The sequence below is a fragment of the Burkholderia sp. AU38729 genome (assembly GCF_020419725.1).
GTDB lineage: Bacteria > Pseudomonadota > Gammaproteobacteria > Burkholderiales > Burkholderiaceae > Burkholderia.
On sequence record NZ_JAIZQO010000019.1, the window covers coordinates 42,913 to 69,648 of the forward strand.

27 protein-coding genes are annotated in these 26,736 nt (G+C 68.0%); 11 read left to right on the forward strand and 16 right to left on the reverse strand.

What is annotated here, in order from left to right; genetic code table 11:
• Positions 1-80 precede the first annotated feature (80 nt).
• From pxpB to pxpA, 3 genes are all read left to right on the forward strand, one after another.
• Positions 81-737, forward strand: coding sequence for a 5-oxoprolinase subunit PxpB (gene pxpB, locus LGM56_RS34555; protein WP_089426529.1), 657 nt, complete (start codon positions 81-83; stop codon positions 735-737).
• Complete coding sequence (locus LGM56_RS34560) at positions 734-1,801, forward strand: biotin-dependent carboxyltransferase family protein (protein ID WP_089495805.1); 1,068 nt, start codon at positions 734-736, stop codon at positions 1,799-1,801. The genes pxpB and LGM56_RS34560 overlap by 4 nt, the downstream gene beginning before the upstream one ends.
• Positions 1,802-1,874: 73 nt before the next feature.
• Positions 1,875-2,639: a 5-oxoprolinase subunit PxpA gene (gene pxpA, locus LGM56_RS34565; RefSeq protein ID WP_011353486.1), complete on the forward strand. Its 765-nt coding sequence runs from the start codon at positions 1,875-1,877 to the stop codon at positions 2,637-2,639.
• A 560-nt stretch (positions 2,640-3,199) separates the two neighbouring features.
• Here pxpA and LGM56_RS34570 read toward each other — a convergent pair.
• The 10 genes from LGM56_RS34570 to LGM56_RS34615 form a co-directional block, all read right to left on the reverse strand.
• Positions 3,200-4,345, reverse strand: a complete 1,146-nt coding sequence (locus LGM56_RS34570; RefSeq protein WP_089495807.1) for a TraB/GumN family protein — start codon at positions 4,343-4,345, stop codon at positions 3,200-3,202.
• A complete protein-coding gene (locus LGM56_RS34575) occupies positions 4,338-5,354 on the reverse strand; it encodes a peptide ABC transporter ATP-binding protein (protein WP_039354810.1) in 1,017 nt (338 codons plus the stop codon). The genes LGM56_RS34570 and LGM56_RS34575 overlap by 8 nt, the downstream gene beginning before the upstream one ends.
• Positions 5,351-6,349: an ABC transporter ATP-binding protein gene (locus tag LGM56_RS34580; RefSeq protein ID WP_089426533.1), complete on the reverse strand. Its 999-nt coding sequence runs from the start codon at positions 6,347-6,349 to the stop codon at positions 5,351-5,353. Before LGM56_RS34580 ends, LGM56_RS34575 begins: the two co-directional genes overlap by 4 nt.
• Positions 6,350-6,433: 84 nt before the next feature.
• On the reverse strand, positions 6,434-7,351 hold the full coding sequence (locus LGM56_RS34585) for an ABC transporter permease subunit (protein ID WP_089441227.1): 918 nt from the start codon (positions 7,349-7,351) through the stop codon (positions 6,434-6,436).
• Positions 7,352-7,355: 4 nt separating this feature from the next.
• Positions 7,356-8,366 carry an ABC transporter permease subunit gene (locus tag LGM56_RS34590; RefSeq protein ID WP_089461761.1) on the reverse strand — a complete coding sequence of 337 codons (1,011 nt, stop codon included), beginning with the start codon at positions 8,364-8,366 and terminating at the stop codon, positions 7,356-7,358.
• Between the two features lie 117 nt (positions 8,367-8,483).
• Entirely contained in the window at positions 8,484-10,112 is a 1,629-nt protein-coding gene (locus LGM56_RS34595; protein ID WP_089495808.1) for an ABC transporter substrate-binding protein, read from the reverse strand.
• Between the two features lie 335 nt (positions 10,113-10,447).
• Entirely contained in the window at positions 10,448-11,755 is a 1,308-nt protein-coding gene (locus tag LGM56_RS34600; RefSeq protein WP_089495809.1) for an MFS transporter, read from the reverse strand.
• Between the two features lie 191 nt (positions 11,756-11,946).
• Complete coding sequence (locus tag LGM56_RS34605; RefSeq protein ID WP_039354792.1) at positions 11,947-12,258, reverse strand: high-potential iron-sulfur protein; 312 nt, start codon at positions 12,256-12,258, stop codon at positions 11,947-11,949.
• Positions 12,259-12,430: 172 nt separating this feature from the next.
• Positions 12,431-13,540 carry an NAD(P)/FAD-dependent oxidoreductase gene (locus tag LGM56_RS34610; RefSeq protein WP_226208023.1) on the reverse strand — a complete coding sequence of 370 codons (1,110 nt, stop codon included), beginning with the start codon at positions 13,538-13,540 and terminating at the stop codon, positions 12,431-12,433.
• Between the two features lie 184 nt (positions 13,541-13,724).
• Complete coding sequence (locus LGM56_RS34615) at positions 13,725-14,705, reverse strand: AAA family ATPase (RefSeq protein WP_226208024.1); 981 nt, start codon at positions 14,703-14,705, stop codon at positions 13,725-13,727.
• 229 nt (positions 14,706-14,934) lie between these two features.
• Here LGM56_RS34615 and LGM56_RS34620 point away from each other — a divergent pair, with 229 nt between their 5' ends.
• The 8 genes from LGM56_RS34620 to LGM56_RS34655 all read left to right on the forward strand — a co-directional run bounded on the left by LGM56_RS34620 (position 14,935) and on the right by LGM56_RS34655 (position 22,953).
• Complete coding sequence (locus LGM56_RS34620) at positions 14,935-15,654, forward strand: nitroreductase (RefSeq protein WP_226208025.1); 720 nt, start codon at positions 14,935-14,937, stop codon at positions 15,652-15,654.
• 146 nt (positions 15,655-15,800) lie between these two features.
• Positions 15,801-16,289 (forward strand): hypothetical protein, encoded by a 489-nt coding sequence (locus tag LGM56_RS34625; protein WP_089441231.1) that lies wholly within the window; start codon positions 15,801-15,803, stop codon positions 16,287-16,289.
• A gap of 5 nt (positions 16,290-16,294) precedes the next feature.
• Entirely contained in the window at positions 16,295-17,110 is an 816-nt protein-coding gene (locus LGM56_RS34630) for an endonuclease/exonuclease/phosphatase family protein (protein WP_089495811.1), read from the forward strand.
• 265 nt (positions 17,111-17,375) lie between these two features.
• Positions 17,376-18,146 (forward strand): ferredoxin--NADP reductase, encoded by a 771-nt coding sequence (locus tag LGM56_RS34635; RefSeq protein ID WP_089426542.1) that lies wholly within the window; start codon positions 17,376-17,378, stop codon positions 18,144-18,146.
• A gap of 415 nt (positions 18,147-18,561) precedes the next feature.
• Positions 18,562-19,377 carry a quorum system sensor histidine kinase RqpS gene (gene rqpS, locus LGM56_RS34640; protein WP_226208026.1) on the forward strand — a complete coding sequence of 272 codons (816 nt, stop codon included), beginning with the start codon at positions 18,562-18,564 and terminating at the stop codon, positions 19,375-19,377.
• 7 nt (positions 19,378-19,384) lie between these two features.
• Positions 19,385-20,041, forward strand: coding sequence for a response regulator transcription factor RqpR (gene rqpR / locus LGM56_RS34645; protein ID WP_059232953.1), 657 nt, complete (start codon positions 19,385-19,387; stop codon positions 20,039-20,041).
• Between the two features lie 218 nt (positions 20,042-20,259).
• Positions 20,260-21,666, forward strand: coding sequence for an amino acid permease (locus LGM56_RS34650; RefSeq protein ID WP_226208027.1), 1,407 nt, complete (start codon positions 20,260-20,262; stop codon positions 21,664-21,666).
• A gap of 261 nt (positions 21,667-21,927) precedes the next feature.
• The gene (locus LGM56_RS34655; protein ID WP_089495815.1) at positions 21,928-22,953 is read left to right on the forward strand and encodes an XdhC family protein; all 1,026 of its coding nucleotides are present in this window, start codon (positions 21,928-21,930) and stop codon (positions 22,951-22,953) included.
• Between the two features lie 120 nt (positions 22,954-23,073).
• Here LGM56_RS34655 and LGM56_RS34660 read toward each other — a convergent pair whose 3' ends face one another.
• From LGM56_RS34660 to fliS, 6 genes are all read right to left on the reverse strand, one after another.
• Positions 23,074-23,808 (reverse strand): PepSY-associated TM helix domain-containing protein, encoded by a 735-nt coding sequence (locus tag LGM56_RS34660; RefSeq protein WP_089495816.1) that lies wholly within the window; start codon positions 23,806-23,808, stop codon positions 23,074-23,076.
• A gap of 96 nt (positions 23,809-23,904) precedes the next feature.
• Positions 23,905-24,039: a hypothetical protein gene (locus LGM56_RS36900; protein ID WP_256990017.1), complete on the reverse strand. Its 135-nt coding sequence runs from the start codon at positions 24,037-24,039 to the stop codon at positions 23,905-23,907.
• 38 nt (positions 24,040-24,077) lie between these two features.
• Positions 24,078-24,395: an EscU/YscU/HrcU family type III secretion system export apparatus switch protein gene (locus LGM56_RS34665; RefSeq protein ID WP_089495817.1), complete on the reverse strand. Its 318-nt coding sequence runs from the start codon at positions 24,393-24,395 to the stop codon at positions 24,078-24,080.
• A complete protein-coding gene (locus LGM56_RS34670; RefSeq protein ID WP_226208028.1) occupies positions 24,392-25,771 on the reverse strand; it encodes a flagellar hook-length control protein FliK in 1,380 nt (459 codons plus the stop codon). The genes LGM56_RS34665 and LGM56_RS34670 overlap by 4 nt, the downstream gene beginning before the upstream one ends.
• 129 nt (positions 25,772-25,900) lie before the next feature.
• A complete protein-coding gene (locus tag LGM56_RS34675) occupies positions 25,901-26,233 on the reverse strand; it encodes a flagellar protein FliT (protein WP_089426550.1) in 333 nt (110 codons plus the stop codon).
• A complete protein-coding gene (gene fliS, locus LGM56_RS34680) occupies positions 26,230-26,664 on the reverse strand; it encodes a flagellar export chaperone FliS (RefSeq protein ID WP_089495819.1) in 435 nt (144 codons plus the stop codon). The genes LGM56_RS34675 and fliS overlap by 4 nt, the downstream gene beginning before the upstream one ends.
• Between the last annotated feature and the right edge of the window lie 72 nt (positions 26,665-26,736).

Genomic DNA, 26,736 nt, shown 5'->3' on the forward strand with positions numbered 1-26,736 from the left:
GGCGAAAACGCTTATTGGGAAGTTGTCGATATTTTATTGACAATGTGCGCTAACATTGCCGTCCGAACCGTGCCAGTCCGATGACGCAACCCCGCTTTTATCCGCTCGGCGATGCCGCCCTCGTCTGCGAGGTGCCGCCGCCCGCCACGCTCGATTGCCAGCGCCGCGTCTGGGCCGTTGCCGAGGCCGCGCGCGCGTGGCCCGACGTGATCGACGTCGTGCCCGGCATGAACAACCTGACGATCGTATTCGACGCGCTCGCCACGACGGCCGAGTCGCTCACGCCGGCGCTGCGCGACGCGTGGGAGACGGCCGACGTCGAGCACGCGGACGGCCGCGAGGTCGAGATCCCGGTCGAATACGGCGGCGCCGCCGGCCCCGATCTGCCGGCCGTCGCCGCGCATACCGGCCTGTCGGCCGACGAAGTCGTCGCGCGCCACGCGGCCGGCGCGTACGTCGTGTTCTTCGTCGGCTTCCAGCCGGGCTTCGCGTATCTCGGCGGGCTCGACGCCGCGCTGCACATGCCGCGCCGCGCGGCGCCGCGCCTCGAGGTGCCGGCCGGCTCGGTCGGCATCGGCGGCGCGCAGACGGGCATCTACCCGGCCACGTCGCCCGGCGGCTGGCAACTGATCGGCCGTACGTCGCACGTGCTGTTCGACCCGGCGCGGCCGCAGCCGACGCTGCTGCTGCCCGGCGACCGCGTGCGCTTCACCATTGCCGGAGTCGACGCACGATGACCCAGAGCACCGTACCGGGCACCATCGAAGTGGTGCGGGCCGGCCCGCTGTCCACCGTGCAGGATCTCGGGCGCCGCGGCGCGCGCCATCTCGGCGTCGCACAGGGCGGCGCGCTCGACGGCCTCGCGCTCGAAGTCGGCAACCGGCTGGTCGGCAACCGCCCCGATGCGGCGGCCGTCGAGATCACGATCGGCCCGGCCGCTTTCCGCTTCACGCGCGCGACCCGCATCGCGATCACCGGCACCGAGTTCGGTGCGACGCTCGACGGCCAGCGCGTATATTCATGGTGGAGCCTGCCGGTCGAGGCCGGGCAGACGCTCGTGCTGCCCGCCGCGAAACGCGGGATGCGCGGCTACCTGTGCATCGCCGGCGGCATCGACGTGCTGCCGATGCTCGGCTCGCGCAGCACCGATCTCGCGTCGCGCTTCGGCGGCCTCGGCGGCCGCGCGCTGCGCGACGGCGATCGCCTTCCGGTCGGCGTGCTTCCGGCCGGGATGGGTTGCCTCGCGGCCGACGCGCCCGAATTCGGCGTCAAGGCGCCGGCGTGGTGCGCGTTCGTGCGCGTCGACGAGCCGCCGCGCCGTCACCGCCCCGCGCATGCGCCGTGGGCGATGCCGGTGCGCGTGCTGCCGGGCCCCGACTACGCGTCGTTCGCCGCCGATTCGCAGCAGGCGTTCTGGGATGAGGAATGGCTGGTCACGGCGAACAGCAACCGCATGGGCTACCGGCTGGCCGGTGTCGAACTCGTGCGCGAGCGGCCGGCCGAGCTGCTGTCGCACGCGGTGCTGCCCGGCACGATCCAGGTGCCGCCGAACGGCCAGCCGATCGTGCTGATGCACGACGCGCAGACCACCGGCGGCTACCCGAAGATCGGCACGGTGATCCGTGCGGACCTGTGGAAACTCGCGCAGGCGCGGCTCAACCTGCCGATCCGCTTCGTGCGCACGACACCCGACGCCGCGCGCGCCGCGCTGGCCGCGGAACGTGCGTATCTGCGGCAGATCGACGTGGCGATCGACCTGCGCGAGGAAGCGCGCCGCCGCGCCGAGTCGCGTGCGGCGTGACAATGGCGGTAGCGGTACCGAAGGCAGTCGTCGTAGAGAAAACGGGCCACGCAACCAGTGGACGAGGAACATCATGCAAATCGATCTGAATGCCGATCTCGGCGAAGGATGCGGTTCGGACGAGGCGCTGCTCGACCTCGTGACGTCCGCGAACATCGCATGCGGGTGGCATGCGGGCGGTGCGAACGCGATGCGCGACTGCGTACGCTGGGCCGTGCAGAAAGGCGTGGCGATCGGCGCGCACCCGAGCTTTCACGATCCGGAGAATTTCGGCCGCAAGGAAATGCAGCTGCCGGCCAGCGACATCTACGCGGGCGTGCTGTACCAGCTCGGCGCGCTGTCGGCGATCGCGCAGGCCGAGGGCGGCCGCATCGCGCACGTGAAACCGCACGGCGCGCTGTACAACCAGGCCGCGCGCGACCCGATGATCGCCGATGCGGTGGTGTCCGCGATCCGCGATTTCGACCCGTCGCTCGCGGTGTTCGGGCTCGCGAACAGCGTGTTCGTCGCGGCCGCGCGGCACGCGGGGCTCGCCGCGGTGGAGGAAGTGTTCGCCGATCGCGGCTACCGCGCCGATGGCTCGCTCGTGCCGCGCAACCAGCCCGGCGCGCTGATCGACGACGAGGACACGATGATCGCGCGCACGCTGGACATGGTGCGCAGCCGGCAGGTGCGGGCGATCGGCGGCGAATGGGTGATGCTCAATGCGCAGACCGTCTGCCTGCACGGCGACGGGCCGCACGCGCTGGTCTTCGCGAAACGGATTCGCGCCGCGCTCGAGGCGGTGGGTGTCGACGTGGTCGCGCCCGGCATGCTGCAGGCCGACGAACGCGCCTGATCCGGCCGATCGCGCCGGCGCACGCACGATCCGTCGCACCAAAGAAAAAAGCGCCCTCGTGGCGCTTTTCCGTTGGCACAATCGCTGCGGCTTCGCCGTCTGTCGATTCGCCCCCCGAAACCGTCTTGCGACGGTGACCGGAAAACTATTCCGGATTAAAAAACGTCCGCCGCCGCCCGATTACTGCCTTTCCCCGGTGGGACGACGGAACGTCGCTTATCCCGCAAGTCGGCCTGCATGCCTGGTTGTTGTCCGACGATGATTGGCCCCGCCGTACATGCAGACACTTCCGCGGCCGGCACGTGCACCACGTGCCGGCAACGCGCTAACCCCGCGCTTTATTTTCTGCTACCCCGTAGAACTTTTTCTATTCTTTTCATTTTTTCAACTTGTGGATCGAAGAATAGATATTGGCAGATCGGGATGTCAATCGTTTGAAACGCTATTTTCTGATGATTCGAGGGTTTTCCTTATCGAATCGCGTGCCCAACCAGGCGTTTGAGCCGCTCGCGCGGCGTCGATCAAACAGGGGAGGATCGGTTCGGGCGCGGTGACGGCGATCAGTTCGCGTCGACGCTGTAACCTTGTTGACGCAACAATTCGAGCACGCCGCGTGGGCCGCCCAAGTGCAGCGCGCCGATTGCGACGAACAGCGGCCGGTTCGGGGCGGCGATTGCCGTCATCCGTGCAACGAAGCGCCGGTTGCGCTCGTACACGATCTTGTTGTCGATCGCGTCCGACAACGCCTTCGAACGCGCGAGCCGTTCGCTCTTCGCGACCGCCCATGCCGAGATCGCGTCGGCGTCGCCAATTCGCCACAGTCGGTGCAGCGCCTTGATGTCGTCGGCGTTCTGCGCGGGCGTCTGCACCATGTCCTGCGCGAGCATCTCGCGCTGCTCGGCGAGCGTCAGCCCGGTGAACGCGCGCATCTGTTCGGCGAGCGTCTCGAGCCCGATCACGCGGCCGCCCTTCTTCTTCAGGAACACGTTCTGCAGCTGCGCCTCGGTGCCGTATTCCGTCTGCAGGCCGGCCGACAGCGAATCGTAGGTCTCGACGACGAGCGCCGCGAGCCACGGCCGCATCTTGCGGATCTCGACGAGCGCCGCCGGGTTGCCGCGCAGGCGCGCCGCGAGCCGCTGCCACAGCGGCTCGGGCAGCAGGCGCTGCAGGCACGGGTAGCGGCAGACGCCGTACTTCGACACGTCGTCCTGCGATTCGAGCAGATCGTCGGGCGACAGTTCGAGCGCCAGGGTGGGCGACGCGGCGAGCGCCGCGAGGATGCGCGGCCGGAACGGCTGCGCGCTCGGGTAGTCGGACGGGTCGCCGGTGTGCAGCGTGCCGAGCACGTAGAGCGTGACCTTGCCCTTGGTTGCGACGTAGAACGGCATGCGGGCGGGCTGCACCCGCACGGAGCCGCTTGAAACCGTGCCGTTCGACACGGCGGGCGCGTGGAAGCCCGGCAGGCTCATGCCGGGCGGCGGGACTTGCGACGGATGGATCGGTGAAGTGGCCGGCGCGCGCCCTTCGGCGCGCGCGGATTCGACGGGAACCACGAGGCTGGCCGCCACGCACGCGCCGGCCAGCGCCGCGCCCGTGACGGTACGCACGCTCCAGCGCCGCGCGTAGCGGTACGCGCGCATCACGCGCGCGCTGCTTGCCCCCGCACGGCGCACGCCGGACGCGCGCGCCGCCAACACCTCAGGCATTCTCCTCCCCGACTTCCTCGGCCCGATGGCAGGCCACGCGCCGGCCGTCGACCTCGCGCAGCTGCGGCTCCTCCACCCGGCAGCGCTCGACCGCATACGGGCAGCGCTGATGGAACGCGCAGCCCGACGGCGGATTGAGCGGCGACGGCAGTTCGCCCTGCAGCTTGATCTGCACGCGGCGGTCTTCCTCGAAGATCGCCGGCGTCGCCGACATCAGCGCGCGCGTGTACGGATGGCGCGGCCGTGCGTAGATCGTCGCCTTGTCGCCCAGCTCCGCGACGCTGCCGAAGTACATCACCATCACGTCGTCCGCGACGTGCTCGACCACCGACAGGTTGTGCGAGATGAACACGTAGCTCGTCTTGAACTGCTCCTGCAGATCCATGAACAGGTTCAGGATCTGCGCCTGGATCGACACGTCGAGCGCGGACACCGGCTCGTCGGCCACGACGATGCGCGGATCGAGGATCATCGCGCGCGCGATCGCGACACGCTGGCGCTGGCCGCCCGAGAACATGTGCGGATAACGCTTCGCGTGCTCGGGGCGCAGGCCGACCGTGCGCATGATCTGCGCGATGCGCTGCGCGCGTTCGGCGGCGGTCAGGTTCGCGTTGATCTCGAGCGGCTCGGAAAGCGTCTGCTCGACGGTCTTGCGCGGATTCAGCGACGCGAACGGGTTCTGGAACACCATCTGCACGCGGCGGCGCAGGTCGGCAACCGTCTCGCGGCTGGCGCCGGCCACGTTCTTGCCATCGATCGTCAGGCTGCCCGAGGTAGGCGTCTCGATCATCGTCAGCTGGCGGGCGAGCGTCGACTTCCCGCAGCCCGATTCGCCGACGACGGCGAGCGTCTTGCCGCGCTTCAGCGAGAACGACACGCCGTTCAGTGCCTTCACCGTGCCCTGCCCGAACATCCCGCGCTTCACCGAATAGTGTTTCGCGAGGCCGTCGGCCACCAGCACGGCTTCCTCGTCGTGCGACACGCGAGGCGTTTGATTGACTGCATTCATCGTGCACCTCCCGTCAGGTCGAGGTTGGAAACATTGAGCGGCTTGATGCAGCGTGCGCGCATCGCATCGTTGGCCGGCACCAGCGTGTCGAGCGCCGGCCGCGCCTTGCGGCAATCGTCGACGACGTACTTGCAGCGCGGCGCGAACAGGCACCCGGACGGGCGATCATCGCGGCCCGGCACCATGCCGGGCAATGCGGCAAGGCGACGCGCCCCCTGATTGTGCTCGGGAATCGCCGCGAGCAGCGCTTCGGTGTACGGATGATGCGGCGCGCGGAAGATGTCGGGCACGCGGTTGGTCTCGATCACCTCGCCCGCGTACATCACCGCCACGCGCTGCGCGACTTCCGACACGACGGCCAGGTCGTGCGAGATCAGCACGAGCGCCATGCCGCGCTCCTTCTGCAGCTTCACGAGCAGGTCCATGATCTGCGCCTGGATCGTCACGTCGAGCGCGGTGGTCGGTTCGTCGGCGATCAGCAGCTTCGGGTTGCACGCCACCGCCATCGCGATCATCACGCGCTGGTTCATCCCGCCCGACATCTGGTGCGGGAACGACGCGATGCGGTTCTTCGCATCGGGAATGCCGACCTGGTCGAGCAGTTCGAGCGCGCGCCGGTGCAGCGCGTCGCCGCGCAAGCCCTCGTGCAGCTTCAGCACTTCCTTGATCTGGTAGCCGACCGTATAGCTCGGGTTCAGGCTCGTCAGCGCATCCTGGAACACCATCGCGATGTCCTTGCCGACGATCTTGCGGCGCGCCTTCGGCGACGCCTTCAGCAGGTCGACGCCGTTGAACGTGACTTCATCCGCCGTCACCTTGCCCGGCGCGTCGATCAGGCCCATCAGCGCCATCATCGTCACGCTCTTGCCCGAGCCCGATTCGCCGACGACGCCCACCACCTCGCCCGGCGCGATCGACAGGTTGATCCGGTCGACCGCGGGCAGGCCGTTGAAATTCACCGCGAGATTGCGGATGGTCAGAAGATCTTGGCTCATGTCGTCCTCCGCCGGGCCGCCCCAAGGAGGACGACCGCCCCCTCGGGGGGCAGCGAACAAAGTGAGTGTGGGGGTTGTTTCATCTCACGCCATCCGTTTCAGTTTGGGATCGAGCGCGTCGCGCAGCCCGTCGCCGAGCAGGTTGATCGCGAGCACCGAAATCAGGATCGACAGGCCCGGCATCGTCACGATCCACCACGCATTGTCGATGTAGTCGCGCGCGGAGGCCAGCATCGCGCCCCACTCGGCGGTCGGCGGTTGCACGCCGAGGCCGAGGAAGCCGAGCGCGGCCGCGTCGAGGATGGCCGACGAGAAGCCGAGCGTCGCCTGCACGATCAGTGGCGCCGTACAGTTCGGCAGCACCTGCGAGAACATCAGGCGCAGCGTGCCGGCACCGGCCACGCGCGACGCCGTCACGTACTCCTTCTGCAGCTCGCCGAGCGCCGATGCGCGCGTGAGGCGCACGTAGGCCGGCAGCGCGACGATCGCGATCGCGAACATCGTGTTGGTGAGGCCCGGGCCGATGATCGCGACGACCGCGACCGCGAGCAGCAGCGACGGCAGCGCGAGCAGCACGTCCATGATGCGCATTACGGGCGTGTCGGCCCACTTCTGGAAGAACGCGGCGACGAGCCCGAGCACGATGCCGGGGATCAGCGCGAGCACGACCGACACGAAGCCGATCCAGAACGACATCCGCGCGCCGTACATCAGGCGCGAAAGAATGTCGCGGCCCGCTTCGTCGGTGCCGAGGATGAATTTCCAGTTGCCGCCTTCAAGCCATGCGGGCGGGATCTTCACGAAGTCGCGGTATTGCTCGACCGGGCTGTGCGGCGCGAGCAGCGGCGCGAGCAGCGCGACCAGGATCAGCACGATCACGACGATGCCGGCGCCGACGGCGCCCCGGTTGCGCGAGAAGTTGGCCCAGAACTCGCGCAGCGCGAGCGCACGGCCGCCGGCCGGCGCGGATTCGGTCGGCAGGGTGTTTTGCAGATTGCTCATGGGATTACCTCGTGTGGCGGATGCGCGGATTCAGCACGCCGTACAGCAGGTCGACGACCAGGTTCACGACGATCACGAGCGTCGCGATCAGCAGGATGCCGCCCTGGACGACCGGATAGTCGCGGCGGCCGATCGCATCGATCAGCCACTTGCCGACACCGGGCCACGAAAAGAGCGTCTCGGTCAGCACGGCGCCCGCAAGCAGCGTGCCGATCTGCAGGCCGATCACGGTGACGACCGGGATCAGCGCATTGCGCAGCGCATGCACGACGACCACGCGCGCGGGCGACAGCCCCTTCGCGCGGGCGGTGCGGATGTAATCCTCGCGCAGCACTTCGAGCATCGACGAGCGCGTCATCCGCGCGATCACCGCGAGCGGGATCGTGCCGAGCACGATCGCGGGCAGGATCAGGTGGCTGACCGCCGACTTGAACGCGCCTTCATCCGGCGCGAGCAGCGCGTCGATCAGCATGAAGCCCGTCGGGTGCGGGAAATCGTATTCGACGGCGATGCGCCCCGACACGGGCGTCCAGCCGAGATATGACGAAAACACCATGATGAGGATCAGCCCCCACCAGAAGATCGGCATCGAATAGCCGGTGAGCGCGGTGCCCATCACGCCATGGTCGACGACCGAGCCGCGCCGCAATGCGGCGATCACGCCGGCCGGCAGCCCGACCGCGAGCGCGAACACGAGCGCGCACAGCGACAGCTCGACGGTCGCCGGGAAGCGCGCGAAGAACTCACCCGCGACGCTCGTGTTGGTGATGATCGACGTGCCGAGGTCGCCATGCAGCGCCCGGCCGATGTAGTGGATGTACTGCATGGGCAGCGGCTGGTCGAGCCCGAGGCGTTTCATCGCCTCCGCATGCATCGCGGGATCGACGCCGCGCTCGCCCATCATCACTTCGATGGGGTCGCCCGGTATCAGGTGAATCAGCGCAAACGCCAGGATGGTGATGCCGATGAAAGTCGGGATCACCATCCCCACGCGGCGCAACACGAATGTGAACATGATGCGTCTCGTATTTTCTTGTGGGAAATGTGCGACCGGCGACGGGAAGCTTTTGGCCTCCCGCCGCCGGATGAATTAGCCGGTCTCGGTCTTCGTAGACAGCTTACGCCGGGCGCGTCACTTCACGCTCACACCGTCGAAGCGGGCATAGCCGAGCGGCTCGATACGCATGTCGACCACGGTCTTGCGCACCGGCTGGTAGACCGTCGAGTTCGCGATCGGCGAGAACGGCAGCTGTTGCGCGAAGATCTGCTGAGCCTGCATGTAGAGCTTGGTCCGCGCGTCCTGGCCCGTCGTCGTGCGGCCCTTCTGGACCAGCTCGTCGAACGGCTTGTAGCACCAGTGCGAGAAGTTGTTGCCCTTGATCGCTTCGCAGCCGAGCAGCGTGCCGAGCCAGTTGTCCGGATCGCCGTTGTCGCCCGTCCAGCCGATCAGCATCGTGTCCTGCTCACCCGAGTGCGCGCGCTTGATGTACTCGCCCCACTCGTACGTGACGATCTTCGCCTTCACGCCGATCTTCGCCCAGTCGGCCTGAATCATCTCGGCCATCAGACGGGCGTTCGGGTTGTACGCGCGCTGCACCGGCATCGCCCACAGCGTGATCTCGAAACCGTTCGGGAAGCCGGCCTTCGCGAGCAGCGCCTTCGCCTTCGCGGTGTCGTTCGGCGCCATCTTCAGGTTCTTGTCGTACGACCATTGGGTCGGCGGCATCGGCGCGTTGGCGGCCTGGCCTGCGCCCTGATAGACGGACTCGAGGATCGCCTTCTTGTTGATCGCCATGTCGAGCGCCTGACGCACCTCGAGCTTGTCGACCGGCTTGTGCTCGACGTTGTACGCGAGATAGCCGAGGTTGAAGCCTGCCTGCGACGGCATGTCGACGTTCGAATCGGCCTTCAGCGTCGCGATGTCGGCCGGACGCGGATAGCTCATCACCTGGCATTCGTTGCGCTTGATCTTCTGCACGCGCACGCCCGGATCCGGCGTGATCGAGAAGATCAGCTTCGAGATCTTCACTTCGCCCTTCTTCCAGTAATCAGGATTGCCGTCGAATCGGATCGTCGCGTCCTTCGTGTAGCTGCGGAAGATGAACGGGCCCGTACCGACCGGCTTCTGGTTGATGTCGGCGGCCTTGCCTGCCTTCATCAGCTGGTCGCCGTATTCGGCCGACAGGATCGACGCGAATTCCATCGCCATGTTCTGGATGAACGGCGCATTCGGTTCGGCGAGCGTGAACTTCACGGTGTACGGATCGACCTTCTCGACCTTCGTGATCAGCTTGTCGAGGCCCATGTCGGTGAAATACGGGAACGACACCGGGTACGCCTTGCGGAACGCCTGGTTCGGGTCGAGCATGCGCTGGAACGAGAACAGCACGTCGTCCGCGTTGAATTCACGCGTCGGCTTGAAGAAGTCGGTCGTGTGGAACTTCACGCCGTGGCGCAGGTGGAACGTGTACACCTTGCCGTCCGGCGACACGTCCCACTTCTCGGCGAGGCCCGGCTCGACCTTCGTGCCGCCGCGCTCGAATTCGACGAGGCGGTTGTAGACGGTGAACGTGGCGGCGGTGAAATCGACGCCGGTCGTAAATTGCGCGGAATCGAAACCCGCCGGGCTGCCTTCTGAGCAGTAGACGAGCGTTTTGTTCGGAATCTGTGCGAATGCAGAGCCCGCGACGCCGAGCGATGCCGCTGCCACGCCTGCAATGGCGGTAACACGCAGGGTGTGCAACAGACGGTTGTATTCCATGTTTCCTCCAGGTCTCCAGATCGGAACCGGCCCGCCAGGGGCCGGCGTACGCGGATATTACTTGAGCTAACGATGTGGCAACAAGCTGGAGAAAAAACTCTTCTAGATGTCCCGCCGGGTTTTTGCCGATGTTTAGTGGGAGTAAAAAATGCGACAACGCGCGCGAGCGCCCATTTCGTTCATTTCGCGCAAGTTTCGTTCGACGACTAAACAATTCGGGCGCGACCGCGAAGGATCGACCCACCGCTTTCCCGTGTTCTGCAGCACATCATTGCGTTTTGCGAAACGATCGGGTGATCGTCGTCAAATCGTCATGTTGTCGCGTCGCCGCGTCGTCACGCCGGCGCGTCGAGGTCGGCACTGCGCGCGGGCACGAACGCGACCGCGACGATCGACAGCGCGATCCCGGCCATCACGTAGTAGGTCGGCGCGAGCGGCGTGCCCGTGACCTTGATCAGCCACGTGACGATGAACTGCCCGAAGCCGCCGAACAGCATCACCGCGACGTTGTACGCGATCGACAGCCCGGTCGAGCGCACGTTGGCCGGGAACAGCTCGGCGATCATCGCGCCGAACGGCCCGTAGTAGCCCGCGAGCGTGACCGACAGCACGGCCTGCACCGCGATCAGCCGCGCGATGCTCGGCGCCGCGTCGAGCCACGCGAACAGCGGATACATCAGCACGAGCGTGAGCGCGAGCGACCACAGCGACAGCCCTTTTCGGCCGATGCGATCCGACCACGCGCCCGCGATCGGCGACAGCACCATCAGCAGCAGGTTGCCGACGATCACCGCATAGAACGATTCCGCGTACGGCAGCTTCAGCTGCTTCACCGCGAAGGTCGGCAGATAGCTGATCAGCACGTAGATCGTCACCGTCAGCGCGATCACCGAGCCGAGCCCGCACAGCACCTCGCGCGGGTAGCGCGTGAACACTTCGCCGAGCGTCACGCGGCGCGCGCTTTGCTGCGCATGCAGGAACGCCTCGGAATCGGCGAGATGGCGGCGGATGTAGAAACCGATCGGGCCGATCACGAGCCCGAGGATGAACGGCACGCGCCAGCCCCAGCTGCGCAGCGCTTCGTGCGACAGCCCGCGCGTGACGGCCGCGCCGACGAGCGCGCCGATCAGCAGCGCGGCCGCCTGGCTCGCCATCTGCCAGCTGCCGTAGAAGCCGCGTTTCGAGAACGGCGCGGCCTCGATCAGCAGCGCCGTCGCGCTGCCGAATTCGCCGCCCGCGGAGAAGCCCTGCAGCAGACGGCCGAGCACGATCAGGAGCGGGCCCCCGATGCCGATCGCCGCATACGGCGGCGCGACCGCGAGCAGGAAGATGCCGGCCGTCATCAGGAGGATCACGAGCGACAGCGCGGCCTTGCGGCCCGCGCGATCCGCGTACAGCCCGAACACGATGCCGCCGATCGGACGCATGAAGAACGCGACGCCGAACGTCGCGGTGGTCAGCAGCAGCGACGAGTATTCGCTGGAGGTCGGGAAGAACAGCTCGGCGATCACGACCGTCATGAAGCCGAACACCGTGAAGTCGTACCACTCGAGCGCATTGCCGATCACGGCGGCCGCGACCGCACGCCGGTTCAGTGCACGCTCGGGCCGGCTCGTTTTCGTTGAATTCGCAATCGTCGCCATGCGTGCCTCGTCCTCGTCGGTTCGCCGTGTCGGGCTGCGCGGCGCGTGGAGTGCCCGCGGCGCGCCGGTGTGCAGCGAGTGTAGAAAGCGACGGAACCGTTTTCAAGCAATAAAAAACGCCCGCCATCTTTCGACGGCGGGCGTTGTGCGGTTTTCGCCACAATGCGGCATCGCACGATGCCGCACGGGCCTCAACCCATCTTCGAGAAGGCGCTGCACCAGCCCTTCGCCGACACCTGCTTGCCGGGGAAGGCGCCGCACGGGCCCGAGGCCGAGCCCTTCTTGCCCTGGTACAGCATGCAGGCCGCGCAATCCTGGCCTGCCGCGTATTTCGGGTACTTCGTCTTGTCGACCTTCGTCGCATCGGCCTTGTAGCCGAGTGCCGTCGCGGTCGGGTCGCTTTCCGCGAGCATCGGCGCATCGGCCAGCGCTTCACGCGACAGCGCCAGCGCGGACACGGCACCAATGCTCGTAATCAGGAAACTCCGACGGGATGTTTTCATGGGGGACTCGCTCCAACGTTATCGGTTTGAAAGCTGTTCTGGCGACAGCCGTTCGACAGAATAACGCTCAAGCGAATAAATGTGCGCGCCGAAATTCCAGAGATAAGGAATTTCACACGGCCGCCATAGGGCCGATACGCATTCGCCACTTCCCCGCCATATACGTGCCGCGTCAGCGGTAAGCCGTCATGTCGCCCACCCGCTGCGCGAGCGCGAGCGACGCGGTGAGCCCCGGCGACTCGATGCCGAACAGGTTCACGAGCCCGCGCACGCCATGTTGCGCGGCGCCCTGCACGATGAAATCGGCCGGCGGCTCGCCGGGGCCCGCGAGCTTGGGCCGGATGCCCGCATACGCCGGCTGCAGCGCGCCATCCGGCAGGCCCGGCCAGAACGCGCGGATCGACGCGTAGAACGCGGTCGCGCGCGCCGGATCGACTTCATAGCGCAGCGCATCGATCCATTCGACGTCGGGGCCGAAGCGCGCCTGCCCGCCGAGGTCGAGCGTCAGGTGCACGCCGAGCCCCGCGCGGTCGGGCATCGGGTAGATCAGGTGGGAAAACGGTGCGCGCCCCGACAGGCTGAAGTAGTTGCCGCGCGCGAGATAGAGCGGCGGCACCCAGCGCGGGTCGAGGCCGCGCGTGCGGCGCGCCAGCGCCTGCGCGCCGAGGCCCGCGCTGTTGATCACGCAGGCGGCCTCGATCTCGGTCGGCGCGTCGCCGCCCGTGCGCACGACGAAGCGCCCGCCGCGCAGCACGTCGATCGATTCGACCGGGGATTTCAGCGCGCACACGGCGCCTCCGCGCTCCGCGTCGCCGAGCAACGCGAGCATCAGCTGGTGGCTGTCGACGATGCCGGTGGACGGCGAGAACAGCGCCTCGACGCATTCGAGCGCGGGCTCGAGCGTCTGCGCCTCGGCGCGCGTGAGCGGCATCAGGTCGAGCACGCCGTTTTCGGTCGCGCGTGCGGCGATCGCCCTCAACTGCTTCACCTGCGCGGCGCTCGTGGCGACGAGCAGCTTGCCGGCGCGCCGGTGCGGCACATGATGGGTCTCGCAGAATTCGTACAGCAGGTCGCGCCCGTGCACGCACGACGTCGCCTTCAGCGACCCGCGCGGATAGTAGAGCCCCGCGTGGATCACTTCGCTGTTGCGCGAACTCGTACCGGTGCCGATCGCATCGGCGCCCTCGAGCACGAGCGTTTCACGCCCGCGCGCGGCCAGTTCGCGCGCAATCGCCAGACCGACGACGCCCGCGCCGATCACGACACAATCCATCTGCTCCATGACGTTTCGCGCCGCTAGCGCGTCGAGGGGAGAGAAGGGAATTGTACGTCCCGGTTCATCCGCTTGCCGAAGGTCGTGCAGCGTCTCGCGACGCCGCCGTGCTTGACGCGCCGTGCACGGCGCGACGCGCGGCACTGCGCGGCGCGCACGCCGCCAGGGCCGGGGCCGTGCGCGCGCCGCGCGTTCAGAAGCCGATCGGCCGGCGCTTCGCCGCGCCTTCGTCGGCCCGGATGTCGCGCGGCCCGATCGCGTCGCGCCCGTCGAGCCGTGCGGCGCCGAACGCGTGCAGCAGCGCGCGGCGCATCGTGCGCGGCGGGGTCGCGGCCAGCACGTCGAGCGCGTCGTCGCCGAGGGTGTCCGGGAAGCGCCGCCCCCACGCGTGCGACGTGCGGATCTCGTCGTAGATCGTCTGCGCGATCCGGCGCGCGCCGGCCGCATCGGGCGGCTCGATCTCGTACACGTTCATCCGGTTGAGCAGCGGCTCCGGAATCGCGTGCACCTCGTTCGCGGTCGCGATCCAGATCACGTTGCCCGCATCGATCGGCACTTCCGCGAATTCGTCGATGAATGCGCGCGCGGTGTCGTGCTCGAGCAACGCATACAGCGCGCCGAGCGGATCGTATTGCGCATCGCTGCCGGCCTTGTCGATCTCGTCGACCGCGATCACCGGGTTCGCGTAGCTGCCGTTCACCAGTGCATCGAACACCTTGCCGGGCTTCGCGTTCTTCCATTGCGACGACGCACCCGACAGGATCCAGCCGGCCGTCAGCGAACTCATCGGCACGTAGTGGTACGCGGTGCCGAGGAGTTGCGCGAGCGCCTTCGCGAAGTGCGTCTTGCCGATGCCCGGGGGCCCGAGCAGCAGGATCGGCATCAGTTCGAGCCGGTCCTCCGTTTCGAGGCACAGCGCGACCTGCTTGCGCACGTCTTCGAGCGGCTCGGCGAAATTGGGCAATGCCTCGCCGAGCGCGTCGAACGACGGCATCCGGTTCGGCTTCACGCAGAAGCGCAGATTGCCCGTCTTGAGCATCCTCTCGTAGGTGGCGCGCAATGCGTCGCTCGCGCTCTCGTTCAGGTCGCTCAGCGCCGTCTCGACCTGCTCGAGGTCGTACACCGTGCTGAAGGATGCCACCGCCAGTTCCTGTTTCACCATCGCCGTCGTCATACCAACCTCGCTGCCGCGTGCCGTCACATGACCATCAGACCCTTACGATTTCAGTGTAGCGATCCCGCATCCCCGCGCAAGCAAGCAGCCACGCGAGTCTGCTGCTAACACCCGCGCGCACTGCACGCCGGCGCGCCGCGGCGTATGATCGTCGGTTCACCCACCCGCCGCACCGGCCTGGCCGACCGCGCCCGCACGGCGCGTCGGACTCCGTCCCGAAGGTATGCCGATGTCCGTCCCCACTGCTGTCCCGCGCGTCGATGCCGATGCGATCGACGCCGTCGACGCGGCGCTCACGTCGCGCCGTGCGGTCCGCGCGTTCCTGCCGACGCCGGTGCCGCGCGACACGCTCGAGGCGATCCTCGAAGCCGCGAGCCGCGCGCCGTCGGGCACCAACATCCAGCCGTGGCGCGTGTACGTCGCGACGGGCGCCACGCGCGATGCGCTCGCCGCCGCGCTCACCGCGGCCCACGACGATCCCGCGCGCGACGAGAAGTACGTCGCCGAGTACGACTACTACCCGCGCGAGTGGGTGTCGCCGTATATCGACCGGCGCCGCAAGGTCGGCTGGGACCTGTACGGGCTGTTGAACATCGGCCGCGACGAGAAGGCGCGCATGCATGCGCAGCACGCCCGCAACTTCCGCTTCTTCGATGCGCCGGTCGCGCTGTTCTTCACGCTTGACCGCGTGATGACCTACGGTGCCTGGCTCGACTGCGGGATGTTCCTGCAGGGCGTGATGACGGCCGCGCGCGCACGCGGGCTCGATACCTGCCCGCAGGCCGCGCTCGTGCCGTTTCACCGGATCATTACCGAACACCTCGGCATTCCCGCCAACGAACAGCTGGTGTGCGGGATGTCGCTCGGCCATGCGGATCCCGACGCGATCGAGAACCGCCTCGTCACCGAGCGCGCGCCCGTTGCCGAGTTCACGCGCTTTTTCGCTTGAAAACGCATGACGCGGCCTTACCTTTCGAACAGGAACGCATCGTGCGGCGAACCTGCGGCGACGCGTCCCGTCACATCGCGACCGAAATCGATCGGGCGTAAGATGTGCGTCCGTTCCCCGCTATTCCGCGTTTCCGGAGACGTTTCATGCTGAAACACGGCCTGGCCGTCCTGCTCGCGAGCGTCGCGCTCGCCGCCCATGCGCAGAGCCCCGCACCGGCCTCCGTCGCATGGGAGATCCAGGTGGTACGCGACGGTCAGACCATCGACACGTTCCAGCAGCGCACCACCGTGGGTCAGACCCGTACCGATACCCATCGCTATCCGTCCGCCGTGCCGGTCGGCTGCGGCAATGCCGCGCGCGTCGTGCCGACCGAGCGTTCGCGCACGGTGACGGTCGCGCCGCTCACCGTCGATGCCGGCGCGAACACGGTGTCGCTCGCGCTCGACGTGCAGGAAACGATCGACGACGAAGGCGCGAAGCCGGCCGATCCGTGCGTGCCCGCGTCGCCGCGGCAAATCGTCGCGAGTCACCCCGGCCTGACAGTCGGCGCCGATGCGTGGACCGACTGGACGCTCGTCGAGCAACATCCGCACCTCGTGTACCGCGTGCGTGCGCACGTCGCGAAGGATTGAGCGTCATGTCCGCCGACGCCCTGTCCCTGCCGTTCGCCGAACCGCACGCCGCACCCGACGAAATCACCGCGGTGAGCTGGAACCTGCACAAGGGCCGCTCGCCGCTCGGCTTTACCGCGTGGAACGCGATGCGCAACTGGATGCAGTCGACGCACGCCGACGTGTATTTCCTGCAGGAAGCGATGGCGCGCCGCATGCCGCGCCCCGTGCTCGCGCCCGGCTTCGGCGCACCGATGGACGACTCGGTCGACGACATCTGGCACTGCCAGGCCACCGAGATCGCACATGCGCTCGACTGGCAGATCGCGCTCGGGCCGAACGTGTTCAAGCCGTCGTGGCGGCACGGCAACGCCATCCTGTCACCGCATCCGCTCGACCTCGGCGGCCGCTGGGACATCTCCGCGCACCGTTTCGAGCGGCGCGGGTTGCTGGTCGCGCGCGCGACGCTCGCGGGCGCCCGGCCGGTCACGCTGCTGTGCGCGCACCTCGCGCTCACGCGCGCGGCACGGTTGCGCCAGATGCACTGGATCGCGCACTGGATCGTGCGCAACGCAGGCGACGGCCCGCTGATGCTCGCCGGCGACTTCAACGACTGGCGCAACGATTCGGTCGCGCTGTTCGGCGAGATCGGGTTGTCCGAGGTCGCGACGCTGCTCGGCGAATCGGGCCGCACGTTCCCCGCGTTCTCGCCGGCGCTCGCGCTCGACAAGATGTTCGTGCGCGGGCTGACGCCGCTCGAATGGCGCGCGCCGTCCGGCGAAGCCGCGTGGCTGTCGGACCACCTGCCGTACATCGCGCGCCTGCGCCTCGATCCGCAATAGCGCTCCGACCTCGGCCCGCTCACGGCCGAAAAACTGAAAGGCGATTGAAATAATTCGTTGCGCCAAATCCGCGCGGCCACGGGGGTCAAGCCCGCGATCCGCGTCAACAGGGTAAAATAACGAGTTCCTCAATCGTCTGTCATCGAGAAGGCGCGTGTCCGACGCGCCGGCCGGCCGATCCGTGATCGGGCCGTCGCACTCGGTTTTTTTTGCCCGTTTTTGGGCCCGTTACTCGCGTTCGCTACGCGCGTCCGTTTTCAAAGCCATGAGCAAATACGACACCGCCACCGTCCAATCCGTCCATCACTGGACCGACACGCTGTTCAGCTTCACCTGCACCCGTGAGGCGAGCCTGCGCTTCAACAACGGCGAATTCACGATGGTCGGCCTCGAGGTCGACGGCAAGCCCCTCGCGCGCGCCTACTCGATCGTCAGCCCGAACTACGAAGAGCATCTCGAATTCTTCAGCATCAAGGTGCAGAACGGCCCGCTGACGTCGCGCCTGCAGCACCTGAAGGTGGGCGACACGGTGCTGATCGGCAAGAAGCCGACGGGCACGCTGGTCGCCGACAACCTGCTGCCGGGCAAGACGCTGTGGATGCTGTCGACGGGCACGGGCCTCGCGCCGTTCATGTCGATCATCCGCGATCCGGACATCTACGACCGCTTCGACAAGGTGATCCTGACGCACACGTGCCGCCTGAAGGGCGAGCTCGCGTACATGGACTACATCAAGCACGACCTGCCGGGCCACGAGTACTTGGGCGACATCATCAAGGAAAAGCTCGTCTACTACCCGACGGTCACGCGCGAAGCGTTCGACAACGAAGGCCGGATCACCGACCTGATCGCGACGGGCAAGCTGTTCACGGATCTCGACGTCCCGCCGTTCTCGCCGGAAAACGACCGCGTGATGCTGTGCGGCAGCACCGCGATGCTGAAGGACACGACCGAGCTGCTGAAGCAGGCCGGCCTCGTCGAAGGCAAGAACAGCGCACCGGGCCACTACGTGATCGAGCGCGCGTTCGTCGACTGATCGATCCCCAAATTTGCGCATCATCAAAAACCGGAGCAAAAGCTCCGGTTTTTTTTCGTCCCTACTTGGCGAATTCGTAACAAATTGGGATCATCCCATCTCAAATAGTTACATTTGGATACGTCATCGTCCGGTGCTCGGGTGTCAGTGTTTTTCCTACAACACCTTCATTCCGATTATTCACATTTACCCTTAAATGTCCGCCTGACATGACCTTTTCAGAAATTTTGAGATATTATTCGCCGCGCGTGGTTGCCGTTCGGATGAGAGTGGAAGGGTCGGATGCAAGTGTTACAAGACGTAACTTTTGTTACCTCGGCAGGGGGCGATTCTCTGGTGGCGACCGTCATCGAAACGGCAGCCGATCCACGCAGCCAGCCGGTGTCTGAACCGCTTTCTGACAGCAGGGAGAGTCATGGATACGTCGCTTAACGCGCCTTTGGGCGCCCACGCCCCGTTCCCGTCGCAACAGCGCGTGCCGGGCTGCGTCGCGACTCCGCCCATTGCCGACGCCGCGCCGAAACGTGGCGCCTCCGCCGCGCGGATCGCAGCGCTGTCTGCCCAGTTGCTCGCCGCCGACGAAGCGGCCCGCCGCCATCTGGCCGGCGAGCTGCACGACGGGCTCGGTGCCGAACTCACCGCTGCGCGTTTCGCGCTCGCAAACGTTCAAACGTGGCTGCCGGCCGATGCGCCGGAGGGTTGCCTGCGCGCACTGGCGCTGGCGCAGCAGGCGCTCGACGCCGCGACCGACGCGAATCGCCGGCTGATCGACGAGCGCGGCACGCCGGCGCTCGACGCGGGCCTGGTCGGCGCGCTGTCGTCGTGGGCCGACACTCATGCGGCCCGCACGGGCCTGCGCACCAGCTTCGTCTGTGCGGCCGACGCGCGCCTGACGCAGCTCGCCGGCGCCGGCGCGCTCGCGGTGTTCCGCGTCGCGCAGGAAGCGTTGTCGAACGTCGCGAAGCACGCACGCGCGACGTCGGTCGACGTGCGCATCGCCACCGACGGCACGCACCTGTCACTGATTGTCTCCGACGATGGGACCGGTTTCTCGCGGAGCCGCCGTACCGGCTACGGCCTGGCCGGCATGCGCGCCCGCTGCGAGGCGTTCGGCGGCAGCTTCGAGACGGCCACGCCGGCCACCGGCCACGGCACGCGCGTCACCGCGCGCTTCGCTTGGGATTCGCTGCTCGCGGTGCCTGTCGCGGCCCGCCGCGCGTCGCTTTCGTGAGGTAGCCATGAGCCTGAACATCCTGCTCGTGGACGATCACGCGATCGTCCGGCAAGGGATCCGCCAGTTGCTGATCGACCGTGGCGTCGCGCGCGACGTCACCGAGGCCGAAACCGGCGGCGACGCGATGGCCGCCGTCGACAAACAGGAATTCGACGTGATCCTGCTCGACATCTCGCTGCCGGACACGAACGGCATCGAGGTGCTCAAGCGCCTCAAGCGCAAGCTGTCGCGCACGCCGGTGCTGATGTTCTCGATGTATCGCGAGGATCAGTACGCGGTGCGCGCGCTGAAGGCCGGCGCGGCCGGCTACCTGTCGAAGACGGTCAACGCCGCGCAGATGATCGGCGCGATCCAGCAGGTCGCGGCCGGCCGCAAGTACGTGAGCCCCGCGATGGCCGAGGCGCTCGCCGAATACGTGTCGTTCGAGAACGAACCGCTGCCGCACGAGAAACTGTCCGACCGCGAATACCAGACGCTCTGCATGCTCGCATCGGGCAAGCGGCTCACCGACATCGCGAACACGCTGTCGCTGTCCGTGAAGACGGTGAGCGTGTACCGCTCGCGGCTGCTCGAGAAGATGCGGCTGTCGAACAACGCGGAGCTCACGTTCTACGTGATGAGCAACCGGCTCGTCGACATGGCGCCCACGGCCGGCGCCTGATTCCCCCACGTTTCGCCCGATTGGTCCGGGCCAGCGACGCGGCACCTGCCGCGTCGCCGCCCGCTGTCGCCCGCCTGAAGCGCAAGCGCTTGTTTTATCGGACGATTTTGTGACACAGCGCTGCGCTGCAGCGGGTCTTGCGCGCCAAATCGGCTAAAATTACGGGTTTTCACTCAGTCAGCGCTACCGCGCCCGCGCGCGCTGGCGATTCATCCGCAATGTCTCTCTTCCGCAAGAAAAACGTCGATCGCATGATCGCCGGCGCGCATGCCGCCGGGCTCAAGAAAGCGCTCGGCGCGATCGACCTCACCTTCCTCGGCATCGGCGCGATCATCGGCACCGGCATCTTCGTGCTGACCGGTACCGGCGCCGTGCAGGCCGGCCCCGCCCTGATGCTGTCGTTCGTGATCGCCGCGATCGCGTGCGGCCTCGCCGCGCTGTCGTACGCGGAATTCGCGTCCACCATTCCCGTCGCCGGCTCGATCTACACGTATTCGTACGCCACGCTCGGCGAGCTCGTCGCGTGGATCATCGGCTGGGACCTGATGCTCGAATACGGCCTCGCGTCGTCGGCCGTGTCGGTCGGCTGGTCGGGCTACCTGCAGTCGCTGCTGCAGGGCTTCGGGCTCACGCTGCCCACCGTGCTGACGGCCGCGCCCGGTGCGGTGCCGGGCGTCGTCACGTGGTTCAACCTGCCCGCGTTCCTCGTGATGATCGTGATCACGACGCTGCTGTCGATCGGCATCCGCGAGTCGACCCGCATCAACAACATCATGGTGTTCATCAAGGTGTCGGTCGTGCTGCTCGTGATCGCGGTCGGCGTGTTCCACGTGACGCCCGCGAACTGGAAGCCGTTCATGCCGCACGGCTGGAACGGCGTGTTCGGCGCGGCGGCCGTGATGTTCTTCGCGTTCATCGGCTTCGACGCGGTGTCGTCGGCGGCCGAGGAAGTGAAGAACCCGAAACGCGACCTGCCGATCGGCATCATCGCGTCGCTCGCGGTGTGCGCGGTGCTGTACGTGACGGTCGCCGCGGTCGCGACCGGCATCGTGCCGTCGGCCCAGTACGCGAACATCTCGCACCCGATCTCGTACGCGCTGCAGAAGGCCGGCGAGACGTGGGTGGCAGGCTTCATCGATCTCGGCGCCGTGCTCGGCATGCTGACCGTGATCCTCGTGATGAGCTACGGCCAGACACGCGTGATCTTCGCGATGTCGCGCGACGGGCTGCTGCCGGCAGCGCTGTCGCGCGTGCACCCGCGCTACGCGACGCCGTTCCTGACGACCTGGCTCGTCGGCCTGTTCTTCGGGCTGATCGCCGCGCTCGTGCCGCTCAACGTGCTCGCCGAGCTGATCAACATCGGCACGCTCGCCGCGTTCTCGATGGTGTCGATCGCCGTGCTCGTGCTGCGCCGCACGCACCCCGACCTGCCGCGTGCGTTCCGCTGCCCCGGCGTGCCGGTGGTGCCGATCCTCGCGGTCGCGTCGTGCCTGTTCCTGATGCTGAACCTGCAGCCCGTCACGTGGGCCGCGTTCGGCATCTGGCTCGTGATCGGCCTCGTGATCTACTTCCTGTATTCGCGCCACCACTCGAAGCTCGCGCACGGTCGCCACGACGCGCACTGAGCGACGTATCGGCGCGCGCAGGCCGCGCGTCGCGACGAACACCGCGCGGGCCCATCACTGGTGCCCCGCGCGTTCCCGAACCGGCCGCGGCGCCGCTCCCCCGATCGACCGCTGTCCGATCGTCGCAATATCTTGCCCGATTCTCCGGATTTGCCCGCACGAGCCAGCGCGCCGCCTGCACGTGCGCGCCGCGCGGTTCATAATCGCGCCATCGAACGGCGGCCCGCATCGGCGGTGTCGCCCGGCAACAGGAAGAAGATGATGGAAAGCGTCGATCTCGATGTATTGAAATCCAGCGCGCGATGGCTCGAAGAAGGGCGCCGCGTGCTGCTCGTGACGGTCGTGAAGACGTGGGGCTCGTCGCCCCGCCCCGAAGGCGCGATGCTCGCGGTGCGCGAGGACGGGCTCGTGGTCGGCTCCGTGTCCGGCGGGTGTATCGAGGACGACCTGATCACCCGGGTGCACGCAAGCGGGATCGCGGCCGACGCGCGCCCGGAAGCGCTCAAGTACGGCGTGACGGCCGAGGAAGCGCACCGTTTCGGGCTGCCGTGCGGCGGCACGATCCAGCTCGTGCTCGAGCCGCTCACGCGCGACAGCGGGATTGCCGCGCTGTGCGCGGAAGTCGAGGCCGGCCGCCTCGTCACGCGCACGATGACGCTCGCGACCGGCCGCGCATCGCTGTCGCCGGCGCAGGCAGCCGACGGGCTCGCGTTCGACGGCGAGCGGCTCGTGACGATCCACGGGCCGCGCTACCGGATGCTCGTGATCGGCGCCGGCCAGTTGTCGCGCTATCTGTGCCAGATCGCGGTCGGGCTCGACTACCAGGTGACGGTGTGCGATCCGCGCGAGGAATACACGGATGCGTGGGACGTGCCGGGTACGCGCGTCGTGCACACGATGCCCGACGATACGGTGCTCGACATGAACCTCGATGCGCGTTCGGCGGTGATCGCGCTCACGCACGACCCGAAGCTCGACGATCTCGCGCTGATGGAGGCGCTGAAGACGCCCGCGTTCTACGTGGGCGCGCTCGGCTCGCGGCGCAACAATGCGGCACGGCGCGAGCGGCTGCGCGAATTCGACCTGAACGAAGCGGAACTGGCCCGGCTGCACGGGCCGGCCGGCATCTACATCGGCAGCCGGACGCCGCCGGAAATCGCGATCTCGATCCTCGCCGAGATTACCGCCGCGAAGAACAACGTGTCGCTGCCGACGATCCTGCAGGTCGAGGGCGCGAAGGCCGCGCGCGAGATCGCGGCGAACAGCGGCGCGGCCTGCGGCCTCTGATCGCTGGCGACGCCGGCGCGCGGTCGCGCCAGGCAGGCGTCCGCGACGGGCGAAGCGGACGGAAGCGAACGAAATCGACGAAAGCGCACGCGCCGGCGCCAGGCCGGCGCGTGCCGCCGATCAGGTCAGGCCGGCGGCCAGCGCCGCGGCGACCGAACCGACCACCAGCACGACGCCGACCGTGCGGCGCTTGTTCAGCTCGGTCCACAGCAGCACGCCGGTCAGCGACAGCAGGATCAGCGAGCCCGCGATCGTGTCCATCAGCAGCACCCAGCCGAGATTCATCCCGACGCCGCGATGCAGGTTGTTCAGCGTCGTCAGGAACGTGTTGCCGGTGCGTTTCACCGCGACGTAGCCGTTGCCGACCCAGTATTCGGCCTGCACGTTCTGGTGCGGGCCGAACAGGCCCATCTGCCAGTGCTCCGGCTGCATCACGCGCTTGTCGCCCCATGCGACGGGCTGCGCCGGCTCCTTGCGCATGCGGCCCGGCTTGCCGTCGAAATGCAGTTCGTGCTGCAGCCACTTCGTCATCGCGGCGGGCGTCTTCGGCGCCGGATCCGGCAGCGCGATCTGCATCTCCTCGACCTGCGGCTCGCCGGTCGAAATCTTCAGCGGCGGCGCGCGGTGGTTGAGCAGCACGCCCGTCACGCCGAACAGCAGCCCGAGCACCGCGCCCCACAGCCCGACCCAGCCATGCACCTTGCGCAACCACTTGATGAAGGTCGCGCGGCGCGAACGCTGGCGGCGCGCGGCCAGTTCGTCGTCGCTCAGCGGGCGGGCCGCCGGGTGCAGCACGGTGACGCCGGCGCGGGAAGTCCCCGTCTTGGACGGATTGATCGTTTCGGGCGCGTTCACGCGAGTGATTCCATTCGTTCAAAACAACGGGCGGCGCGCAAAGCGTGCGCGCCGCCCGGGCAGTATGAAAATGAGAATGGATATCATTACACAAATCTATTGCATGCTCAATCCGCCCGGATACGGAGCGGCAAGCTCGTCGAGCGAGGAAATGCGGGCGAAGCGCGAGCGTTGCAGCACGATGCCGATCGATAGGCGAAAAATACCGACAGAATGACCTTGCAAGGTCAAGGCGGCATTTCGTAAGAAATCGCGCGGCGCAGCGCCGTTCAGCGCAACGGCGGCAGCGGAAAGCGCGATGCGGCGGCGTCCGGCGCGGGTTCGGTACGGTCGAGCGAGTACAGCCACGCGAGCAGATCCGCGACCGCCTGGTAGAGCTGCGGCGGAATCCGGTCGTCGAGATCGACCTGCATCAGCAGCGACACCATCTCCGGCGCCGTATGCACGTATAGCCCGGCATCATGCGCGCGCGCAACGATCATCTCGGCGAGCGCGCCGTAGCCCTTTGCGACCACGCGCGGCGCGGCATCGCCGCCCTGCGGATCATAGACGAGCGCGGCCGCGCGCTTGCGGGACGTCATGCTCATGACAGCACCTCGTCGTCGGTATCCGGCGCACGCGTCGCCGGGCCGCTGGCCAGGATCGACGTCGACGCCGAACCGCGTGCATACGCGGCGGCCGCCGCCTGGGCCGCAAACAGGTCGAAGCCGTCCGGGCCGTCGTCGACCGCGCGGATCGACAGCCCGCCCACCTTGAGCCCCGACACTTCGAGCCGTTGCCGCAGCGCCGCCTCGTGCCGCGTGAGCCGGTCGGCACCCGTCTGGTTCGCCCGCAGCCGCGCGACGAGCTGCGTGCCGTTCAGCACCAGCTCCGCGTCGACCGTGCCGAGCGACGGCAACGTCAGCGTGAGGCGCGTGCGCCACGCGATGCCGTCTCCCGTGTCGCCGTCGCCGTGCGGCGCACGGTTGCCCGGATCGTCGGGCTCGATCGTCCAGTCGAGCCGCGCGCCGGGCCACGCCTCGCCCGCCCAGCGGAACTGGTCGGTCGCGAGCGCGTCGAGCTGCTGCCTGACGAGCGGCACGGCGGCCGGATGCACGGTCGCGAGCGTCTGCGCCTGCGCATCGGACGACGCGGTGGCCAGCTCGGCCCGCGCGGGCGTCCAGCGCGCATCGGGCCGGTCGCCGAGCAGATCGGCCGTATCGTGCGGCAGCGGCGCCCCTTGCCGCGCGCCTGCCGGCAACGCCTGTGCGGGATCCCGCGCCGGCGCACCGCCCTGGGCCGGCGCGCCCGGCTGCGCGGCGGCGCGCGCGGACGCAGGCAATGGCGGGCGCTGCGCGAGCAGCTCGTCGAGCGGATCGGTCGAGCCATGCTGGGCGGCATCCGGATCGGCCGGCGCGAGCGCGGCCGCGAGGCGCGCCTGCGGCTCGCGCATCAGCGCCGCGAGCGGACGCTGGCCGGCCAGCCACTGCGCGAGATGGGATTCGTAGAAAAGGCCGCTTTCGCTCACGGCCTGCGCGAGCGCCGCGCGCAGCGCCGCGACGGGCAACGTCGCAGCCGCGTCGCGCGCCGCCGCAGCCGACGACGCAGCAGCCGAAGCCGAAGCCGGCGTGGAGGCCGCAGCCGGATCGGCGGCGGCTGGCGCGCGGGCCGGCGCAGCCGTATCGGTCAGCAGCACGGTGGGGTCGGCCAGCAGCGGCGCGCGCCCGACAACGGCCGGGGTCGCGTCGCCGCCCGCGCGCGAGATCGCGTCGAGCACGCGCCCGACATCGGACAGGGCGGTCTGGGTGGAAGCCGGCGGCGCGGCAGGCGGACTGCCGGCCGAAGGCGTGGACGACGCGCCGTTGCCCGGCGTGCCGACCTGCGAGGTCGCGCCGCCGCTGGCGGGTGCCGACACGGTGCCGGTCAGCAGGCTGTCGAGGCGGCTCGCCAGCAGGGCCGCCGCAACGGAGTCGATACCGGTCATGATCGGAGCCTGCTCATCTCAGCCACATCGTTGCGAATCCGGTAACGGCACGCCGGTGCCGTCCGCGGGAACTGCGCGCGTGCGCCAGCGGAGGCGTGCGCCCCGCGCCCGTTTCCCCGGAAACGGGCCCTACCCGCGCGCGCGGTAGAGATCGGTCAATACCTTGGTCGAGCGCCGCGCCTCGAACAGCGCGGACAGCCGCGCGAGGTCCGGGCTCGCGAGATCGCGAATCGCGGCGTCGTCGGCCAGGATGCGGCGGATCAGGTCGAGCTTGCGGCCGAGATCCGATTCGTCGAGCACGACGCCCGGATCGGCCTCCTTCAATCCGTCGACCAGCTGCATGAATTCGGCCTGCAACTCCGGCAACGCGCTCCAGTCGGCGCTGCGGGCAGCGCCCAGCATTCGGCCCGACACGGCGGCGAGCGCCTCGTAACGTTCGAAGTATTCGGCCTTGCGATTCATCGTGATGCTTCCACTGCCTGTTGTGCGGCCATCCGCGCGACTTCCGGGGCGATCCCCGTCCATGCTTCCTCGAGCGTCGCGAGCAGCCCGTCGACTTCGACCAGCATCGTGTCGCTCGCCTGCGCATTGGCTTCGAGCAGACGCCGGGTGATATACGCATACAGCGCGTCCAGCCGCGCCGCGATCTCGCCGCCCGCATCGAGGTTCAGCGACGCCTTCAGCCCGCTGTCGACGATCCGGATCGCCTTGCCGATCGCTTCGCCGCGCGCGGACACATTGCCTTGCTGCAAATGCATGCGCGCCAGCGCAACCGCCTGCCGCGCACCCTGGTACAGCATCGCGATCAACCGGTGCGGGGAAGCGCCCATCACCCCGGTCTCGACGCCGACACGCGCGTATGCACTGGCTCCAGCGTGTCCTGGGGAAAACATGCGCTTCTCCTTGTTGTGCCTTGGCTATACGGGAACCGCCGCCGTGCATCGCACGACGCGGCCTTCACCGGA

Bases quoted from the DNA above. Each gene is read 5' to 3' on its own strand.
- pxpB (WP_089426529.1), top strand. From the start codon at position 81: ATGACGCAACCCCGCTTTTATCCGCTCGGCGATGCCGCCCTCGTCTGC.
- LGM56_RS34560 (WP_089495805.1), top strand. From the start codon at position 734: ATGACCCAGAGCACCGTACCGGGCACCATCGAAGTGGTGCGGGCCGGC.
- pxpA (WP_011353486.1), top strand. From the start codon at position 1,875: ATGCAAATCGATCTGAATGCCGATCTCGGCGAAGGATGCGGTTCGGAC.
- LGM56_RS34570 (WP_089495807.1), bottom strand. From the start codon at position 4,345: ATGCCTGAGGTGTTGGCGGCGCGCGCGTCCGGCGTGCGCCGTGCGGGG.
- LGM56_RS34575 (WP_039354810.1), bottom strand. From the start codon at position 5,354: ATGAATGCAGTCAATCAAACGCCTCGCGTGTCGCACGACGAGGAAGCC.
- LGM56_RS34580 (WP_089426533.1), bottom strand. From the start codon at position 6,349: ATGAGCCAAGATCTTCTGACCATCCGCAATCTCGCGGTGAATTTCAAC.
- LGM56_RS34585 (WP_089441227.1), bottom strand. From the start codon at position 7,351: ATGAGCAATCTGCAAAACACCCTGCCGACCGAATCCGCGCCGGCCGGC.
- LGM56_RS34590 (WP_089461761.1), bottom strand. From the start codon at position 8,366: ATGTTCACATTCGTGTTGCGCCGCGTGGGGATGGTGATCCCGACTTTC.
- LGM56_RS34595 (WP_089495808.1), bottom strand. From the start codon at position 10,112: ATGGAATACAACCGTCTGTTGCACACCCTGCGTGTTACCGCCATTGCA.
- LGM56_RS34600 (WP_089495809.1), bottom strand. From the start codon at position 11,755: ATGGCGACGATTGCGAATTCAACGAAAACGAGCCGGCCCGAGCGTGCA.
- LGM56_RS34605 (WP_039354792.1), bottom strand. From the start codon at position 12,258: ATGAAAACATCCCGTCGGAGTTTCCTGATTACGAGCATTGGTGCCGTG.
- LGM56_RS34610 (WP_226208023.1), bottom strand. From the start codon at position 13,540: ATGGAGCAGATGGATTGTGTCGTGATCGGCGCGGGCGTCGTCGGTCTG.
- LGM56_RS34615 (WP_226208024.1), bottom strand. From the start codon at position 14,705: ATGACGACGGCGATGGTGAAACAGGAACTGGCGGTGGCATCCTTCAGC.
- LGM56_RS34620 (WP_226208025.1), top strand. From the start codon at position 14,935: ATGTCCGTCCCCACTGCTGTCCCGCGCGTCGATGCCGATGCGATCGAC.
- LGM56_RS34625 (WP_089441231.1), top strand. From the start codon at position 15,801: ATGCTGAAACACGGCCTGGCCGTCCTGCTCGCGAGCGTCGCGCTCGCC.
- LGM56_RS34630 (WP_089495811.1), top strand. From the start codon at position 16,295: ATGTCCGCCGACGCCCTGTCCCTGCCGTTCGCCGAACCGCACGCCGCA.
- LGM56_RS34635 (WP_089426542.1), top strand. From the start codon at position 17,376: ATGAGCAAATACGACACCGCCACCGTCCAATCCGTCCATCACTGGACC.
- rqpS (WP_226208026.1), top strand. From the start codon at position 18,562: ATGGATACGTCGCTTAACGCGCCTTTGGGCGCCCACGCCCCGTTCCCG.
- rqpR (WP_059232953.1), top strand. From the start codon at position 19,385: ATGAGCCTGAACATCCTGCTCGTGGACGATCACGCGATCGTCCGGCAA.
- LGM56_RS34650 (WP_226208027.1), top strand. From the start codon at position 20,260: ATGTCTCTCTTCCGCAAGAAAAACGTCGATCGCATGATCGCCGGCGCG.
- LGM56_RS34655 (WP_089495815.1), top strand. From the start codon at position 21,928: ATGGAAAGCGTCGATCTCGATGTATTGAAATCCAGCGCGCGATGGCTC.
- LGM56_RS34665 (WP_089495817.1), bottom strand. From the start codon at position 24,395: ATGAGCATGACGTCCCGCAAGCGCGCGGCCGCGCTCGTCTATGATCCG.
- LGM56_RS34670 (WP_226208028.1), bottom strand. From the start codon at position 25,771: ATGACCGGTATCGACTCCGTTGCGGCGGCCCTGCTGGCGAGCCGCCTC.
- LGM56_RS34675 (WP_089426550.1), bottom strand. From the start codon at position 26,233: ATGAATCGCAAGGCCGAATACTTCGAACGTTACGAGGCGCTCGCCGCC.
- fliS (WP_089495819.1), bottom strand. From the start codon at position 26,664: ATGTTTTCCCCAGGACACGCTGGAGCCAGTGCATACGCGCGTGTCGGC.